12 protein-coding genes and 1 pseudogene are annotated in these 15,438 nt (G+C 42.8%); 11 read left to right on the forward strand and 2 right to left on the reverse strand.

All coding sequences use genetic code 11. The features are described 5' to 3' along the window. The first annotated feature begins 9 nt into the window (after positions 1-9). Genes KQI39_RS07220 through KQI39_RS07235 form a run of 4 tightly spaced genes read left to right on the forward strand, consistent with a single transcriptional unit; the run spans position 10 to position 3,711 of the window. On the forward strand, positions 10-657 hold the full coding sequence (locus tag KQI39_RS07220; protein WP_216417504.1) for a potassium channel family protein: 648 nt from the start codon (positions 10-12) through the stop codon (positions 655-657). Positions 658-694: 37 nt separating this feature from the next. Continuing rightward, positions 695-1,036 (forward strand): hypothetical protein, encoded by a 342-nt coding sequence (locus KQI39_RS07225; RefSeq protein WP_216417506.1) that lies wholly within the window; start codon positions 695-697, stop codon positions 1,034-1,036. Further along, positions 1,020-2,993 (forward strand): DUF4118 domain-containing protein, encoded by a 1,974-nt coding sequence (locus KQI39_RS07230; protein ID WP_216417508.1) that lies wholly within the window; start codon positions 1,020-1,022, stop codon positions 2,991-2,993. The genes KQI39_RS07225 and KQI39_RS07230 overlap by 17 nt, the downstream gene beginning before the upstream one ends. Further along, positions 2,986-3,711, forward strand: a complete 726-nt coding sequence (locus tag KQI39_RS07235; RefSeq protein WP_216417510.1) for a response regulator — start codon at positions 2,986-2,988, stop codon at positions 3,709-3,711. Before KQI39_RS07230 ends, KQI39_RS07235 begins: the two co-directional genes overlap by 8 nt. A 34-nt stretch (positions 3,712-3,745) precedes the next feature. On the opposite strand, the pseudogene KQI39_RS07240 reads toward KQI39_RS07235, so the two are convergent. Beyond that, a pseudogene (locus KQI39_RS07240) lies at positions 3,746-4,381 on the reverse strand (SPASM domain-containing protein); the annotation flags it as partial. Positions 4,382-4,631: 250 nt separating this feature from the next. Next, positions 4,632-5,177 (reverse strand): helix-turn-helix domain-containing protein, encoded by a 546-nt coding sequence (locus tag KQI39_RS07245; RefSeq protein WP_216417512.1) that lies wholly within the window; start codon positions 5,175-5,177, stop codon positions 4,632-4,634. A gap of 613 nt (positions 5,178-5,790) precedes the next feature. Here KQI39_RS07245 and KQI39_RS07250 point away from each other — a divergent pair. The 7 genes from KQI39_RS07250 (at position 5,791) to KQI39_RS07280 (ending at position 15,339) form a co-directional block, all read left to right on the forward strand. Beyond that, positions 5,791-5,985, forward strand: a complete 195-nt coding sequence (locus KQI39_RS07250) for a hypothetical protein (RefSeq protein WP_216392336.1) — start codon at positions 5,791-5,793, stop codon at positions 5,983-5,985. A 233-nt stretch (positions 5,986-6,218) separates the two neighbouring features. Next, positions 6,219-7,442 (forward strand): site-specific integrase, encoded by a 1,224-nt coding sequence (locus tag KQI39_RS07255; protein ID WP_216417514.1) that lies wholly within the window; start codon positions 6,219-6,221, stop codon positions 7,440-7,442. 287 nt (positions 7,443-7,729) lie between these two features. Beyond that, positions 7,730-10,312 carry an ATP-dependent chaperone ClpB gene (gene clpB / locus KQI39_RS07260; RefSeq protein ID WP_216417516.1) on the forward strand — a complete coding sequence of 861 codons (2,583 nt, stop codon included), beginning with the start codon at positions 7,730-7,732 and terminating at the stop codon, positions 10,310-10,312. Positions 10,313-10,653: 341 nt separating this feature from the next. Beyond that, on the forward strand, positions 10,654-11,421 hold the full coding sequence (locus KQI39_RS07265; RefSeq protein WP_216417518.1) for an ABC transporter permease: 768 nt from the start codon (positions 10,654-10,656) through the stop codon (positions 11,419-11,421). A 19-nt stretch (positions 11,422-11,440) separates the two neighbouring features. Further along, complete coding sequence (locus KQI39_RS07270) at positions 11,441-12,460, forward strand: taurine ABC transporter substrate-binding protein (RefSeq protein ID WP_216417520.1); 1,020 nt, start codon at positions 11,441-11,443, stop codon at positions 12,458-12,460. Between the two features lie 2 nt (positions 12,461-12,462). After that, on the forward strand, positions 12,463-13,290 hold the full coding sequence (locus KQI39_RS07275; protein WP_216417522.1) for an ABC transporter ATP-binding protein: 828 nt from the start codon (positions 12,463-12,465) through the stop codon (positions 13,288-13,290). A gap of 15 nt (positions 13,291-13,305) precedes the next feature. After that, positions 13,306-15,339, forward strand: a complete 2,034-nt coding sequence (locus KQI39_RS07280; protein WP_216417524.1) for an alkaline phosphatase family protein — start codon at positions 13,306-13,308, stop codon at positions 15,337-15,339. The last annotated feature ends 99 nt before the right edge of the window (positions 15,340-15,438 follow it).

Raw genomic sequence — 15,438 nt, forward strand, 5'->3', positions numbered from 1 at the left:
GATGAAATTATGAAGAATGTATTGCTTGTTGGACTTGGAAGATTTGGAAGGCATATTGCTATGCAGTTAAACCAGCTGGGACATGAAATTATGGCGGTTGACTGGAATGAAGAGAGGGTGGATGAAGTACTGCCATTTGTGACCAATGCACAGATTGGTGACAGCACTAATGCGGAATTTTTGCGCTCCCTTGGGATTGGAAACTATGATATCTGTTTTGTGGCCATTGGGGGAAGTTTCCAAAATTCCCTTGAAACAACGTCACTTCTAAAAGAGTTGGGAGCAAAACTGGTAATCTCCAGAGCTGAACGTGATGTTCAGGAAAAATTTCTTTTACGCAATGGTGCCGACAAAGTGGTTTATCCCGAAAAACAGGTTGCAAAATGGGCCTCTATCCGTTACACAGATGACCATATCCTTGACTATATGGAGGTGGATGCGTCCCACGCAATCTTTGAGGTAGAAGTGCCAGAAGGATGGGTTGGAAAGACAGTAGGTGAGCTGGATATCAGGAAACGTTATAACATTAATATCTTGGCGGTAAAGGGTGAAGGGGAATTCAGTATTGCAATTTCCCCAAATACATATTTGGCAGAGAATAATAAATTACTGGTGTTAGGAGAATACAGGGTACTTCAGAAATGCTTCCGTATATAATTAAGTTGCCAGAGTGACTGATAAAGAGGTGATGGTAATGGCACAGGGAATGCTAGCGGTTGCTGTATTTTGCATGTTTGGGTTTGGCTTTTATATTGCCAATAAAATAGATCAGTTTTTGGATACCATACAGGAAACTGTCAAAGACAAACCGGAAGGAAAGCAGACTTTATCGAAGATATTATTTTTGAACAATCTTTCGGATAAAGAATTGTTAAAAGAGGTTCACGAGTATAAAAGCCAATATAAAGAAGCAGAAATTATCATTTTTGATGGACAGGCTGAAGAGGCAGAAAAGATTTTGACCATAACACAGTCACATGATATAATTTCCAAAACAGCAGAAAAAGGGGATAGGCAGGATGAAGCAGAAAATTGAAGATGATACTCAAAAGGCAGATGACCATATTCTAGTATGTCTGTCCGCAGCACCCTCGAACCTAAAAATAGTAGATACAGCAGCAAAGATGGCAAATGCGCTGCAGGCTCGTTTTACAGCTTTGTATGTGCAGACCGGTACAAAAGCAGAAGCTATGGATAAAGAAAAGCTGGAAGAACATATCCGGTATGCGGAAAAACTTGGGGCAGAAATAGTAATGACTCATGGGGAAAATGTGCCCGTGCAGATTGCAGAATATGCCAGACTTTCTAGTGTTACAATAATTGTTATCGGACAAAGCAATGCCAGACGAAATCACTTTTTCAGCAAATCAACTCTGACGGAAAAGCTAATTGAAATTGTACCGGATATTGATATCCATATTATTCAGGATGCAGTAAAAAATAGAACCTATTCGAAACAGTCATTTACAGGATCTGCAGAAAAACCATCAGCAAAAGACTATGTTCTGACAGCTTTTATATTTGCAGTATGTACTTTAATCGGTCTGTTATTCCAAAAGCTGAAATTTACGGATACCAATATTGTAACTATATACATTCTGGGGGTTTTGCTTACTTCAATTGTGACAGATGGATATCTTTGCAGTATAGCCGGATCTTTTTTAAGCGTATTCTTATTTTGTTTTTTTCTCACAGAGCCGAGAATGTCTTTTCAGACGTATGCGGTGGGATATCCGGTAACATTTCTTATCATGCTTATTTCGTCCGTGCTTACAGGAACACTTGCGGCAAAGCTGAAAACACATGCAAAGCTGTCCGCACAACTTGCCTTTCGTACACAGGTTCTGTTTGAAACAGATCGCCTGCTGCAAAGGGAGAAAGGAGAAACGGAGATCCTTGGAGTTACCTGTACACAGCTGATTCGCTTATTAAACCGTAATATTACAGCATATATTGTTAAAAATGGAACTTTATCAGAGGGAAAACTTTTCTCCGGAGAAAAAGAAAATAATGAAGATTTTTTAACACAAGAAGAGCAGAATGTAGCCAGATGGACCTATGAAAACAGACAGCGTGCCGGTGTATCTACACATCATTTTCCTCATGCCAAATGTCTGTATCTGGCAATTCGAAGTGGGAATAATGTTTATGGCGTAATTGGGATACCGATGCAAAAAGAAACACTGGATTCTTTTGAATACAGTATCCTGCTTTCTGTAATAAATGAATGTGCGCTTGCCATGGAGAATGCACAAAATGCCATGGAAAAAGAGAAAAATGCAGTTTTAGCCAAAAATGAGCAGCTCCGTGCAGATCTTCTTCGTGCAATCTCTCATGATCTTCGGACTCCACTCTGCTCCATTTCCGGCAATGCAGATATGCTTCTTAACAATAGCGACCGCTTGGACGAAGCTACTAGGCATCAGATTTACACCGATATCTACGATGATTCAGAATGGCTGATCGGAGTTGTGGAGAATCTACTTTCTATTACCAGGCTGAATGATGGAAGACTGAAATTTAAATTTACAGACCAGCTTTTGGATGAGGTGATTACAGAGGCGCTTCGGCATATCAGTAGGAAACATGATGATTATAAAATTGTGGTAGATTGTGAAGAACTGATTCTTACACGTATGGATGTCCGCCTTATTATACAGGTCTTGGTAAATTTAATAGATAATGCCATAAAGTATACCCCGCCAGGTTCTGTAATCAGTATTCGGGGAAAGAAATTTGGTGGGAAAGCGCAGATAAGCGTGGAAGATAACGGCCCTGGAATTCCGAAAAAAATGAAGCCGCATATTTTTGAAATGTTTTATACAGGGAAAACAACGGTTGCAGACAGCCATCGGAGTCTGGGACTTGGTCTGGCACTTTGCCATTCTATCATAGAGGCACATAACGAGACCCTGATTCTTACGGATCATGCTCCCCATGGATGCAATTTTATTTTTACTTTACCCTTAAGTGAGGTGATATTAAATGAATAAAACATTAATTCTTGTGGTGGAGGACGACAGACCTATACGAAATCTGATTGTCACTACATTAAAAACACATGATTATAAATATCTGACGGCAGAAAATGGGTCTTCTGCCATTCTGGAGGCTTCATCCCATAATCCGGATATTGTTCTTCTGGATCTGGGCCTCCCTGATATAGAAGGAGTAGAGGTAATAAAGAAAATTCGGACATGGTCAAATATGCCGATTATTGTGATCAGTGCCAGAAGTGAGGATACGGACAAAATAGAGGCACTGGATGCAGGGGCTGATGATTATATTACAAAACCATTTTCCGTAGAGGAATTACTTGCACGTATCCGTGTCACCCAAAGAAGGCTTGCCATAACGCAGGCGGGGGAGCAGTTGGAGACTTCCGTTTTTGAAAATGGTGAATTGAAGATAGATTATACGGCTGGCTGTACATATCTGAAAGGAGAAGAACTACATTTGACGCCTATTGAATATAAGTTGCTTTGCCTTCTGTCACGTAATGTGGGAAAGGTATTGACGCATACGTATATTACCCAGCAGATTTGGGGACGATGTTCGGAAAACGATATTGCCTCTCTTAGGGTTTTTATGGCAACACTGCGAAAAAAACTGGAACCTGAGAAAAATGGGGTGCAATATATCCAGACTCATATTGGTATTGGATATCGTATGCTTAGAATTGAGAAAATGGAGCAGGAGACTAACAGCTAATGGTTAGTCTCCTGCTTAATTATATGCCCCAGTTTTAATTCTGAGAATGTTTTTCGTTGTATTTTCTGCGGTTTTCTTCCCCGAGTTTGTCTGCTGCCGGTTTCCAGTGCTCTGCATAACGATCACATTTGGAGCAAAGATGTTCTACACTTTCCGGTGACTGCAGGTCAGCAGAATGTGCACCGGCGGTAGTAACCATTTCACGGAGTTTCTGCGGATTTTCCAGCATCGGGCAAGGACGAAGCATATTTTCATTAAATGGCTGATTTCTATGATAAGCCATCATCATTGGAGAACGCAGGGCTTCAAGTAAAGTCTTTTCACGGATGTTTGAATCAGAATAGTGAATGAATACACAAGGATCAATATCGCCATTAGCATTGATATGCAGGTAGCGGTAACCGCCGGCAATACATCCACCGACATATTTTGCGTCGTTCTGGAAATCCATTGCAAATAATGGTTTTGTAGCACGGTAATGACGGATTTTTTCGTAAACACCGGTCCGCTGCTCCGGTGAGGGGAGAAGTTCCGGTGCAGCGTCATTTCCTACCGGCATATAATGGAAATACCATACGAAGTATGCACTCAGATTGATCATGGAATCATAGAATTCTTCTGAAGTAATGGATTTATAGTTTGCGCTGGTATAACAACAGGAAATGCAAAACTTTTCCGGTTTATCCGGGTTAGGATGGATAGTAGCAATAATATGTATGGTTTTCTATTTGGCGGAGTTAAAACACATAATTTAAGACAAATTAACGCAATTCAATAAGAATATACCTTTTGACCCCAACATCATGGATATGAAAAAAGCACTGAAACCGTTTGATTATTGGTTTACAGTGCTTTTTCTTTTGCAGAAGAGGAAAAATGCGGTGAATTTAAGTTTTGCTAAGTTTCACTCAGTTCTGCTTTTACGAACGCCATTTTTTCTTAGGTTCATATTTCCCACATCCATCACAGGTTTGAGGCCAGTTGATTTTCCATTCAAAATATTCATCTCTGGTAATCACACCGGATTTTAGTTCATCCATTCGAACCACCCATTCTTTCAGAAAATCATTCAGAACCCCATAATCAAACCACATACAGACAGGAGCATGAGCAGGCCAGCTATCGTTGTTATGGTAGTAAACGGAAGTGTCTGCTACTTCATTGCATTTTTCACCAGGAAATTTCCGAGGGAGAAACAGATGCAATGCAGACGGATTAAATTCATCCAGCCAGAAAAGCAGTTCCATCATTTCAGGAGCATCCCGTCCAGCAGTGTCGTAGAGAGTATACGGGTTGACATCAAGTGCCTTTGCCATCTTATCGACCAGATCTTTTTTCGGGACACGAACGCCTTTTTCATATTGTACAATTCTATGCTGATCGGTCAGGCCGATCTTCTCTGATAGTTCTTTTTGTGTCATTTTCCGGAATGTCCGGATTTTTTTCAATTTCAGATTAAAATTCATAAAGCCACCTCTGCATTAGTCCTGATAAAATCCATTGAATATAGGAAAATCAAGAAATGAATAACTATTTGTCCATATTATAACATAAATTAACAGAAAATCAATAAAAAAGAGTACAAAAAAGCACTTAAAATGTGCGAAGTGGTATTGACATTGACAGTAATGGGGAATATAATGGCATTAAATCAAATAGGCACAAAAATGTATACCTACAAAAAGCGCAACTTTTGATTACTGAACCTTGAAAATTAAATGAGCTGTATAGGTGCCTTTCGGGGCTTAAAGGATAACACAGGTTTCCACCGCTGTACCAGAGAGTAGTATGTGGAAACCGAAGATACTCCGGCAACGGCTGGTAGGCTTGAGAAGAAGCTGCCAGCATTCAGAAAGATTTCTGATAGAGGTCAACTTCCCTTAGGATGCCGATAAATGTGCAGTGGCACATTTTCGGTAGTAACGTTGACACCGCCTATACGAATGGAAGCCAACACGCCGAACAGAATGGAAAATCATTGTAAGTAGTCCAATTCAAAATAAAATGTACTGACAACGGGCATAACCGCTGTCTGGGAGGTGATGTAGAAGAATACGGAGGAAAGGAGGTATGTGCATCATGAGGAAAACAACAGAATATAATGCGGAGAATCGTCTGACTGTAGACATTGAAGGCTTAATGGCAATGTTATCCTGCGGAGAAGTAACTGCAAAAAAAATTGCAGACTACGCAGAAGCAAAAGTGATTGTTGGAAGACGTGTTCTCTATAACGTGGATAAGATAAAAAAATATCTTGATGCAATGGCAGTGTAATGAAAGATAAAAGGATAAAATACAACAACTTTCCTTCGGAATGAAAATGAAAAAGGGGCAAAATATTCCTGTAAAAACAGCAAATAAAAAATTAGCATTTTGCAGGAATTTACCCTTGGAAATCTTAAAATATTATGTTAATCTGTGAGCAGATATCAGACAGAAAATGACTGATACGACAGGACAAAAATCATTCCGAATAACAAAGAAATGAAGTGAAAGGAATGATTGATATGGCAAGAAAAGATAATAAAGGCAGAAACTTAAAGACAGGTGAATACCAGCGTCCGGATGGACGTTATGAGTACCGCTACAAGGATGAGATTACCGGAAAACGTAATTCTGTTTATGCGGCAGATCTGGCAAGTCTGCGAGAGATGGAAAAGAAAATCAATAAGGATATGGACGATCAGCTTATCACAGACGCATCTGTTAAGAAGCTGACAGTAAATACTTTGTTTGAACGATACATGGCAACGAAAAATATCCGGGAAAGAACGAAAAAGAATTATACCAATATGTGGGATTACCGGGTACGCAATACGCTGGGAAATATTCGTGTCGTGGATTTTAAGACATCCCATGTAAGGACTTTCTTTTCCAAACTGTCAGATGAGGGACTGGCACACAGCACAATCAAAGGATTTTATGGTCTGCTGAATCCCAGTTTTGAGATGGCAGTGGAAGATGGAATTATACGTAAGAATCCGGTAACAGGAACACTTGGAGATTATGGGGCTCCGGCAAAGGAGAAAGAAGCTCTGACGCTTGCACAGCAGGAAAAACTTCTGAAGTTCGTAGAGCAAAGCAAAGTGTACAAGCCACATCTTCCAATGATGCAGGTCATGTTTGGAGCCTGCTTGCGAGTGAGCGAGACAATTGGTTTAACCTGGTCCGATGTGGATATGAAGAACAGGGAAATCCATGTAGGTGGTCAGCTTGTATATTATGAAGGCGATGAAGGATATTGTTTCCATGATTCAGAAACCAAAACGGATGCAGGTATCAGAGATATTCCTATGACACAGATGGTATATGATGCGTTCCGTAAGCAGAAAGAATTGAATCTGATGCTTGGGTTACAAAGTAAAGTGGAGATTGGTGGACGCAGTGGATTTATATTCAATACTAAACATGGACGTCCGATCATGCCAGCGGGAGTGAATAGTTTTCTCAAAAACATTGTCAATGCCTATAATAAGAAAGAAACTATATTGGCAGAAAAAGAGAACAGAGAACCAGAGCTAATGCCTCATATTTCTTCTCATATTCTCCGGCATACAGGATGTACCAGATTGGGTGAGAACAATGTCAATCCAAAGGTTATGCAGTATGTGATGGGCCATTCAGATGCACAGATCACCATGAATGTCTATAATCATATTGCAGAGAAGTCTCATGTGGAGAACGAGATGTCCAAAATGAACCTGCCAGAAACCGTACCTGCTGTGGTATAAACCATAGTCGTTGTCGTAAAATGTGGTAAGAAAATCAGGCGAATATATTTTTCCAAAGATTTGTCGTAAAAATGTGGTCAAATCAAGAAAATTGAGTGCGAAAGCAAGTGAAAAACCTCTGTGGAGCCTATAAAATCAAGGCTTCACAAATTCTTCACAAAAAATTAGCACTCACCTCTTGACAGTGCTAACAAATAGTGTTATATTTCTCCTAGAACAAGAAAAAACCACAGCATTTCCGATATGAGAGTATTGGAAGTGCTTTTCATAGAATAGGAGGAAAGCCTATGAATATCAGTAAATTTACACAGAAATCCATGCAGGCTGTCCAGGATCTTGAGAAGGTTGCTTATGAATATGGCAATCAGGAGATCGAGGAGGAACACCTTCTGTATGCTTTGCTGACACAGGAGGACAGCCTGATTCTCAAACTGATCGAGAAGATGGAGATCCAGAAGGAATATTTTATTGACACAGTGAAGAAAGCATTGGATGCTAAGGTTAAAGTTTCCGGTGGACAGCTTCACTTTGGTCAGTATCTGAACAAAGCGCTGGTCAGTGCTGAGGATGAAGCGAAGGCTATGGGAGATGAGTATGTCTCTGTTGAGCATCTGTTTCTTTCCATGCTGAGTAATCCAAGCCCGAGCATGAAGAAGATATTCAATGAGTTTGGAATCACCAGAGAGCGTTTTCTCCAGGCATTGTCTACAGTCAGAGGAAACCAGAGAGTTGTCAGTGACAACCCGGAGGCAACTTATGATACGCTGAATAAATACGGCGAGGATCTTGTGGAGAAAGCTAAGAATCAGAAGCTGGACCCGGTGATCGGCCGTGATGCGGAGATCCGGAATATTATCCGTATCCTTTCCCGTAAGACCAAGAACAATCCGGTTCTCATCGGTGAGCCTGGTGTTGGTAAGACGGCAGCCATTGAGGGACTGGCACAGCGTATTGTAGCCGGAGATGTACCGGAAGGCCTGAAGAACAAGAAGATTTTTGCTCTGGATATGGGCGCACTGGTTGCAGGTGCCAAGTACCGTGGTGAGTTTGAGGAACGTCTGAAAGCAGTTCTTGAGGAAGTGAAGAAGAGTGAGGGTGAGATCATCCTGTTTATCGATGAACTTCATCTGATCGTCGGTGCCGGTAAGACAGACGGTGCCATGGATGCTGGAAACATGCTGAAACCTATGCTTGCCAGAGGTGAGCTTCATTGTATCGGTGCTACAACTCTGGATGAGTACCGTCAGTATATTGAAAAAGATGCGGCACTTGCCCGTCGTTTCCAGCCGGTTATGGTAGATGAGCCGACCGTAGAAGATACCATTTCTATCCTTCGTGGATTGAAAGAGAGATATGAAGTATTCCACGGCGTTAAAATCACAGACAGCGCCCTGGTTGCAGCTGCCACACTTTCACACAGATACATTACAGACCGTTTTCTTCCGGATAAAGCCATCGACCTTGTTGATGAGGCATGTGCGCTGATCAAGACAGAACTGGATTCCATGCCGACAGAGCTGGATGAGCAGAGACGTAAGATCATGCAGCTGGAGATTGAGGAATCTGCCCTGAAAAAAGAGACAGATAACTTAAGCAAAGAGCGTCTGGCAGAACTGCAGAAGGAACTGGCAGAAATGAGAGATGCTTTTAATACCCAGAAAGCACAGTGGGACAATGAAAAACATTCCGTAGAGAAGCTTCAGAAATTACGTGAGCAGATCGAGGATATCAATAAACAGATCCAGAAGGCGAAACAGAACTACGATCTGGAGAAAGCAGCAGAGCTGCAGTACGGCGAGCTGCCGAAGCTTCAGCAGCAGCTGGAGATTGAGGAGAAACAGGTTAAAGAGAGTGACAGAAGCCTGGTACATGAGGCTGTTACAGATGATGAGATCGCCCGTATCATTTCCAGATGGACCGGTATTCCGGTAACCAAGCTGACGGAAGGTGAGAGAACCAAACTTCTCGGTCTTGAAGATGAGCTTCATAAACGTGTAGTAGGACAGGATGAAGGTGTACGACTTGTAACAGATGCGATCCTCCGTTCCAAAGCAGGAATCAAAGATCCGACCAAGCCCATCGGTTCCTTCCTGTTCCTTGGACCAACCGGTGTTGGTAAAACAGAGCTTGCCAAAACTCTGGCTGCCACACTGTTTGATGATGAGCAGAATATGGTCCGTATCGATATGAGTGAGTACATGGAGAAATATTCCGTGTCCCGTCTGATCGGAGCGCCTCCAGGATATGTCGGATATGAGGAAGGCGGTCAGCTGACAGAGGCTGTTCGAAGAAAACCGTACAGTGTTGTTCTTTTCGATGAGATCGAGAAGGCTCACCCGGATGTATTCAATGTGCTTCTGCAGGTACTGGATGATGGACGTATCACAGATTCTCAGGGACGTACTGTTGACTTCAAGAATACCATTCTGATCATGACTTCCAACATTGGTTCTCCGTATCTTCTTGACGGTATCGACGAGAAAGGAGATATCAAACCGGAAGCACAGGAGCAGGTTATGGGAGATCTCCGTGGACATTTCCGTCCGGAGTTTCTGAACCGTCTGGATGAGATCATCATGTTCAAGCCACTGACCAAGAATAACATTGGCAAGATCGTTGATCTGATGGTAAAGGAACTCAGTGACCGTCTGGCTGACCAGGAACTTTCCCTGGAGCTTACAGATGCTGCCAAACAGATGGTAGTGGACAACGGTTATGATCCGGTTTACGGTGCGCGTCCGCTGAAACGTTATCTCCAGAATTACGTGGAGACACTGACAGCTAAGAAGATCCTTTCCGGTGATGTACATGCCGGAGATACCATTGTGCTGGATGTGAAAGACGGAGAGTTTACTGTCAGCACAAAATAAAAATAACTCCATAAAATTAAGATAGATTGACCGTGAAAAGAACTGTCGGTTCTGATGAAAAATCCGTTTCAGGATGAAGATCAGGATCGGGCAGTTCTTTTTTTATGTAAAAATGGATAGTAATGGATGTAAAATGCCTGAAAATTAGGATGTAGTCTGAATGAGTACGATTTCACAAAATCCTGAAAAACTCTGAAAAAGAGGCAGATTTTACATGAAAAATCCTGGAAAACAGTTCCGAACAGTCTGAAAACTGATAACGATTTCTGAATCCTTTATTGAGGAAAAATATATGGGAAACTATAATCGGAGACAGATCAGAGAAAAGGATGTGAAAAGCAATGAAGAAGAATTACATGAAAGTTTCAGTGTTTTCCGTAGCAGCAGTACTGGGAGTGTGGATTGTGGGAAGTGCGCTGAACTGTTTTAATCCTACTTTTATTCCATCGGTAAAAGATGTGCTGGATGCTTTCCGAAATCTGTGGGAAAACGGCTATAAAGGCTATCCCCTTATGTACCATATAGCTGCAAGCATGAGACGACTTGGAATTGCGATGCTGCTGGTGTTTATCGTAGGAACAGCTCTTGGGATCACATGTGGAATGAACCGTAAGATCCTTGCAGCAGTAGATCCTTTTATCCAGTTTTATCGGGCACTGCCGCCGTTGGCTTATAATACGCTGATCGTACTTTGGATGGGAATCGGCGATGGCTCCAAGATCATGCTTCTGTTTCTCAGCGGATTTGCTCCATTATTTATTCAGATCGTGTTTGGAGTTCAGAAGGTGCCGCAGGACCGGATCAATGGAGCAAGATCCCTGGGAGCAGGAAATTTCGTGATCTTCCGGGATGTGATCCTTCCATCCGTTCTGCCGGATATCCTTACCGGACTTCGTACAGCGGTAGGTGTTTCCTATGCAACACTGGTGGCTGCGGAGATGATCGCTTCTGCATCAGGACTTGCGTGGATGGTTCTGGATGCCAGCAAATATATTCAGTATGCAACGGTCTATGCGGGGATTTTTATTATGGGAGGAATCGCACTGCTGATTGACGGTGGGCTTAAACTTCTGATACGAAAAGCAATGCCGTGGCAGGAAACAGTATAAAAACAGAGGAGAAAAAATTATGAAAGCAAAAAGAATTTTGACAGCAGCTGCAACTGTGGCACTGGTTATAACATCTGTATTTGCAGGAGGAAATCTTACAGAAGTACAGGCAAAAGATAACGATACACCGAAAAAGATCACCCTGGGATACTGGGAGTCTCCAAACGGAGAGCTGCTTACAAAAGAAAAAGGAAGCCTGGAGGCTGCTTTTCCGGATACGGATGTTAAATGGGTGGAATTTCAGTCAGGTACAGATATCCTGACGGCGATGCAGTCCGGTTCCATTGATTTTGCTACGATCGGAACCCCGCCGGCGGCACTGGGACTTGCAAAGGATTATCCGTTTAAGATTTTTTATCTTCACGATATTATCGGCGAAAGTGAAGGGCTGGTAGTAAAGAAAGACAGTGGGATCAGTTCTGTGAAAGACCTGAAAGGAAAGAAAATCGCGACAACGTTTGCAAGTACCTCACATTTTTCACTGCTGAGTGCACTGGAGGCAGAGGGAGTAAGTGAAACAGATGTAACTTTATATGATATGTCAGCACCGGATATGTATGCATCCTGGCAGAGGGGAGAAATCGACGGAGTATATGTGTGGGAACCGGTGAAATCCCAGCTCATTGATGACGGAGGTGTTGAGATCGTTTCCTCGGAGGAGATGGCGGAAAAAGGTGCATTGACTGCGGAGGTGGGAATTGTAAGCAATTCTTTTTATGAAAAATATCCGGATGTGGTGAAAAAGTATATCGATATTCTGGATGAATCCGTAAAGAGTTACCGGGATGACGGAAAAGGTGCTGCAAAGCTTATGGCCGGCGGATTAAATCTGTCAGAAGAAGAAACCCGGACGACCATGGATGAGATCATTGTAAAAGATAAAAGCGAACAGGAAGCGTATCTTGGAAAAAATGGAGAACTGGCCGGAGTACTGAAAAAAACAGCGGATTTTCTGTATGATCAGAAAAGTCTGGATAAGAAAGCAGATGCGAAGGTTTTTGAACAGGGAATTTTATCAGAATTATACGAGGAAAAATAGATATGACAGTAGAACCGTTTGGAAGAAAAAAAGTAAAAATGACTCTGGAACATGTAGGACTTGATTTTAAACAGAATAAATGCTTGTTTCATGCACTGGATGATGTAAATCTGAAAGTGTATGATCGGGATTTCATATGCCTCCTGGGACCTTCCGGATGTGGAAAAAGTTCTCTGCTTAATGTAATGGCAGGCTATCGGCAGCCGAGTGAAGGCAAGGTGCTGCTTGGGGGAGAATCATTCCTGAAACCTTCGGCAAAAGTTGGCGTTGTATTTCAGCATGCAAATCTGTTTCCATGGCTTTCCGTATATAAAAATGTAGAGTTTGGCCTGAAACAGAAAGGTATGGACCGAAGACAGAGAAAAGATCAGGTGGAACATTATCAGGAGATTGTAGGTCTTGCCGAGGCAAAAGATAAATTGCCCCATCAGCTCTCAGGTGGTATGCAGCAGAGAGCTGCCATTGCAAGAACGCTGGCAACAGAGCCGGAGTTTGTTTTGCTGGATGAGCCGTTCAGTGCCCTTGATGCGCTGACAAGGGAAAAAATGCAGGAGCATATACGGAAAATATGGGAGGAAACAGGAAGCACGTTTCTGTTTATCACCCATGATGTGGATGAGGCATTGCTGCTCGGAAAGCGCCTGGTCGTAATGCAGGGAAATCCGGGACGGATCGTTTCAGATTATAAAAATCCTTTGAACAAATATGAAAATATAGATTATGAGCAGTTGAGACAGACAAAGGAATACTGGAAGATTCGCCAGAATCTGATCGGACAGATCCAGAATGACGAAGAGAAAAAAGCAGAAAAACTGATTCAATTCGGCTAGAAAGAAGGCATAAAAATGAGCAGGGATAAAAAGGTACTGGTGCTTGGAATCGACGGAATGGATTCCAGGATCACAAAGAAATTTCTGGATGAGGGAAAACTTCCAAATATAAAAAAATACCTTGAGAGGGGAGCTGCAAGAACAAGACTGGATATGCTGGGAGCAATCCCGACGATCACTCCGCCCTGCTGGACAACACTGGCAACCGGAGCTTATCCGGGAACCCACGGAATCACCTGTTACTGGAGACAGTCTCCGGATTCTCTGGATGCTGTAGTCTATAATATGGACTCCAGATTCTGCAAGGCAGAGCAACTGTGGAATGTAACTGCGAAAGAAGGAAAAAAGACACTGGTATGGCACTGGCCGGGTTCTTCATGGCCGCCGTTCCTGAAAAGTGAAAATCTCCATGTGGTAGATGGAACCCAGCCAGGTTCCGTAAATATGGGAATTGCCCAGATGGACTGGGAGAAGGTGGTGATCGCATCTACAAGAATAAAAAAAGCGGAGTATCTTCCAAAGGTGGAGCGAAAACAGGGCGTTGGATGTGTGATCGATGATCTTTCCGCACTGCAGGCCGGTGATGAAGACGATGAGATGATGGAACTGTGGTGGGGCGATGAAGCACGGGAAGGAAAAGAAATCCGTACATATGTCCATGACCTGGATGATACGGAGATGATGATCGGGGCAAAGGTTGCCTATGATATGGTATCTTCGCCTGTTGTACCGGCAGAAGGGTGGAAGCAGGCACCTGAGAATGCGTTGGAATTTACAGTTCTTCTCTGCAAGGGAGAAATAAAAAGACCGGCGCTGATCCTGAAAGGAGAAGCCGGAATATATGACAGAGTGCAGATCTACGAGAGCAAAGCAGCAGAAAGATTTCTTGTGGAACTGAAGGTCGGAGAAATGAAGAGTGGGATCGTGGACGATGCGGTAAAGAATGGAAGAATAAAAAAAGCCTGCCGTTCCTGGAAACTTCTTACACTTACTCCGGATGGAGCCAGGGTAAAACTGTGGGTCAGCAATGCACTGGATGTGGAAAATGATACGTTATGGCAACCCAAAAGTCTGTACAAAAATGTGACAGAGAATGTTGGACCGGTACCGCCGGTCAGCCTGATCGGTGGCGAGGATGAAGAACTGGCGGAAGAAATCTTTCTGCCCTCCTGGGAAATTTATAATAAGTGGCAGGCAGACAGCTTAAAGTATCTGATCGACAGGGAGGATTATAAGATTATTTTTTCCCATCTTCATAATGTGGATTGTGCTGGACATCAGTTCTGGCATCTGGCAAAAACTCTGGAACCATGGAAACATACTGATGAAAAGTTCTATCAGAAACTGATCGAGAAAGTTTATGAACAGACAGATGAGTATCTGGGGGAATTTTATGAATATCTGGACAATGGCTGGGATATTTTTATTGTGTCGGATCATGGACTTCTGGTGGGCGAGAATGTTCCACCGATCCTGGGCGAATATGGAGGACTGAATCTGGGGGTAATGGAAGAGCTTGGATATACTGTGAGAAAGAAGGATGCGGACGGAAATCCGGTGGATGAGATCGACTGGGAGAAGACCAGAGCGATTCAGATACGAAGCAATTATATTTATATCAATCTGAAAGGAAGAGATAAATACGGAATTGTAGAGGAGAAGGACAAGTATGATCTGGAGGAACAGATCATTTCGGATCTCTATTCTTACAGGGATCAGGCAACTGGAAAGCGTGTGGTGGGAATTGCCATGCGAAATAAGGACAGTGTTGTGCTGGGACTTGGCGGTGCAGAGTGCGGCGATATTGTTTTTACGATCAATGAAGGTTTTAACCGGCTTCATGGAGATGGATTATCGACTGCCGAAGGATATGCACAGACGTCAGTTACTCCTGTTTTTCTGGCAGCAGGGGAGGATATTAAAGAAGGAACGATCACGGACAGAGTGATCCGGCAGGTGGATGTGGCGCCTACCATTGCGGAAATCCTCGGAGTGCGAAAGCCCGAACAGTGCGAGGGCGCGCCAGTTTATCAAATATTAAAGAAATAAAAGATCCTGAAGAGATTTTTCGTCCTGGCTCTTGACAAAAGGAAAATTTGGTAAGATAGTAAATCTGATGCTTCATAAGTGGCGGCTTTCAGGCTGTCA

Origin of the sequence: Blautia sp. MSJ-36 (assembly GCF_018917985.1) — a bacterium.
GTDB lineage: Bacteria > Bacillota > Clostridia > Lachnospirales > Lachnospiraceae > Blautia_A.

Coding starts and splice junctions, on each gene's coding strand:
- KQI39_RS07230 (WP_216417508.1), top strand. CDS start 1,020: ATGAAGCAGAAAATTGAAGATGATACTCAAAAGGCAGATGACCATATT.
- KQI39_RS07250 (WP_216392336.1), top strand. CDS start 5,791: ATGAGGAAAACAACAGAATATAATGCGGAGAATCGTCTGACTGTAGAC.
- KQI39_RS07270 (WP_216417520.1), top strand. CDS start 11,441: ATGAAAGCAAAAAGAATTTTGACAGCAGCTGCAACTGTGGCACTGGTT.
- KQI39_RS07280 (WP_216417524.1), top strand. CDS start 13,306: ATGAGCAGGGATAAAAAGGTACTGGTGCTTGGAATCGACGGAATGGAT.
- KQI39_RS07235 (WP_216417510.1), top strand. CDS start 2,986: ATGAATAAAACATTAATTCTTGTGGTGGAGGACGACAGACCTATACGA.
- KQI39_RS07255 (WP_216417514.1), top strand. CDS start 6,219: ATGGCAAGAAAAGATAATAAAGGCAGAAACTTAAAGACAGGTGAATAC.
- KQI39_RS07245 (WP_216417512.1), bottom strand. CDS start 5,177: ATGAATTTTAATCTGAAATTGAAAAAAATCCGGACATTCCGGAAAATG.
- KQI39_RS07220 (WP_216417504.1), top strand. CDS start 10: ATGAAGAATGTATTGCTTGTTGGACTTGGAAGATTTGGAAGGCATATT.
- KQI39_RS07275 (WP_216417522.1), top strand. CDS start 12,463: ATGACAGTAGAACCGTTTGGAAGAAAAAAAGTAAAAATGACTCTGGAA.
- clpB (WP_216417516.1), top strand. CDS start 7,730: ATGAATATCAGTAAATTTACACAGAAATCCATGCAGGCTGTCCAGGAT.
- KQI39_RS07265 (WP_216417518.1), top strand. CDS start 10,654: ATGAAGAAGAATTACATGAAAGTTTCAGTGTTTTCCGTAGCAGCAGTA.
- KQI39_RS07225 (WP_216417506.1), top strand. CDS start 695: ATGGCACAGGGAATGCTAGCGGTTGCTGTATTTTGCATGTTTGGGTTT.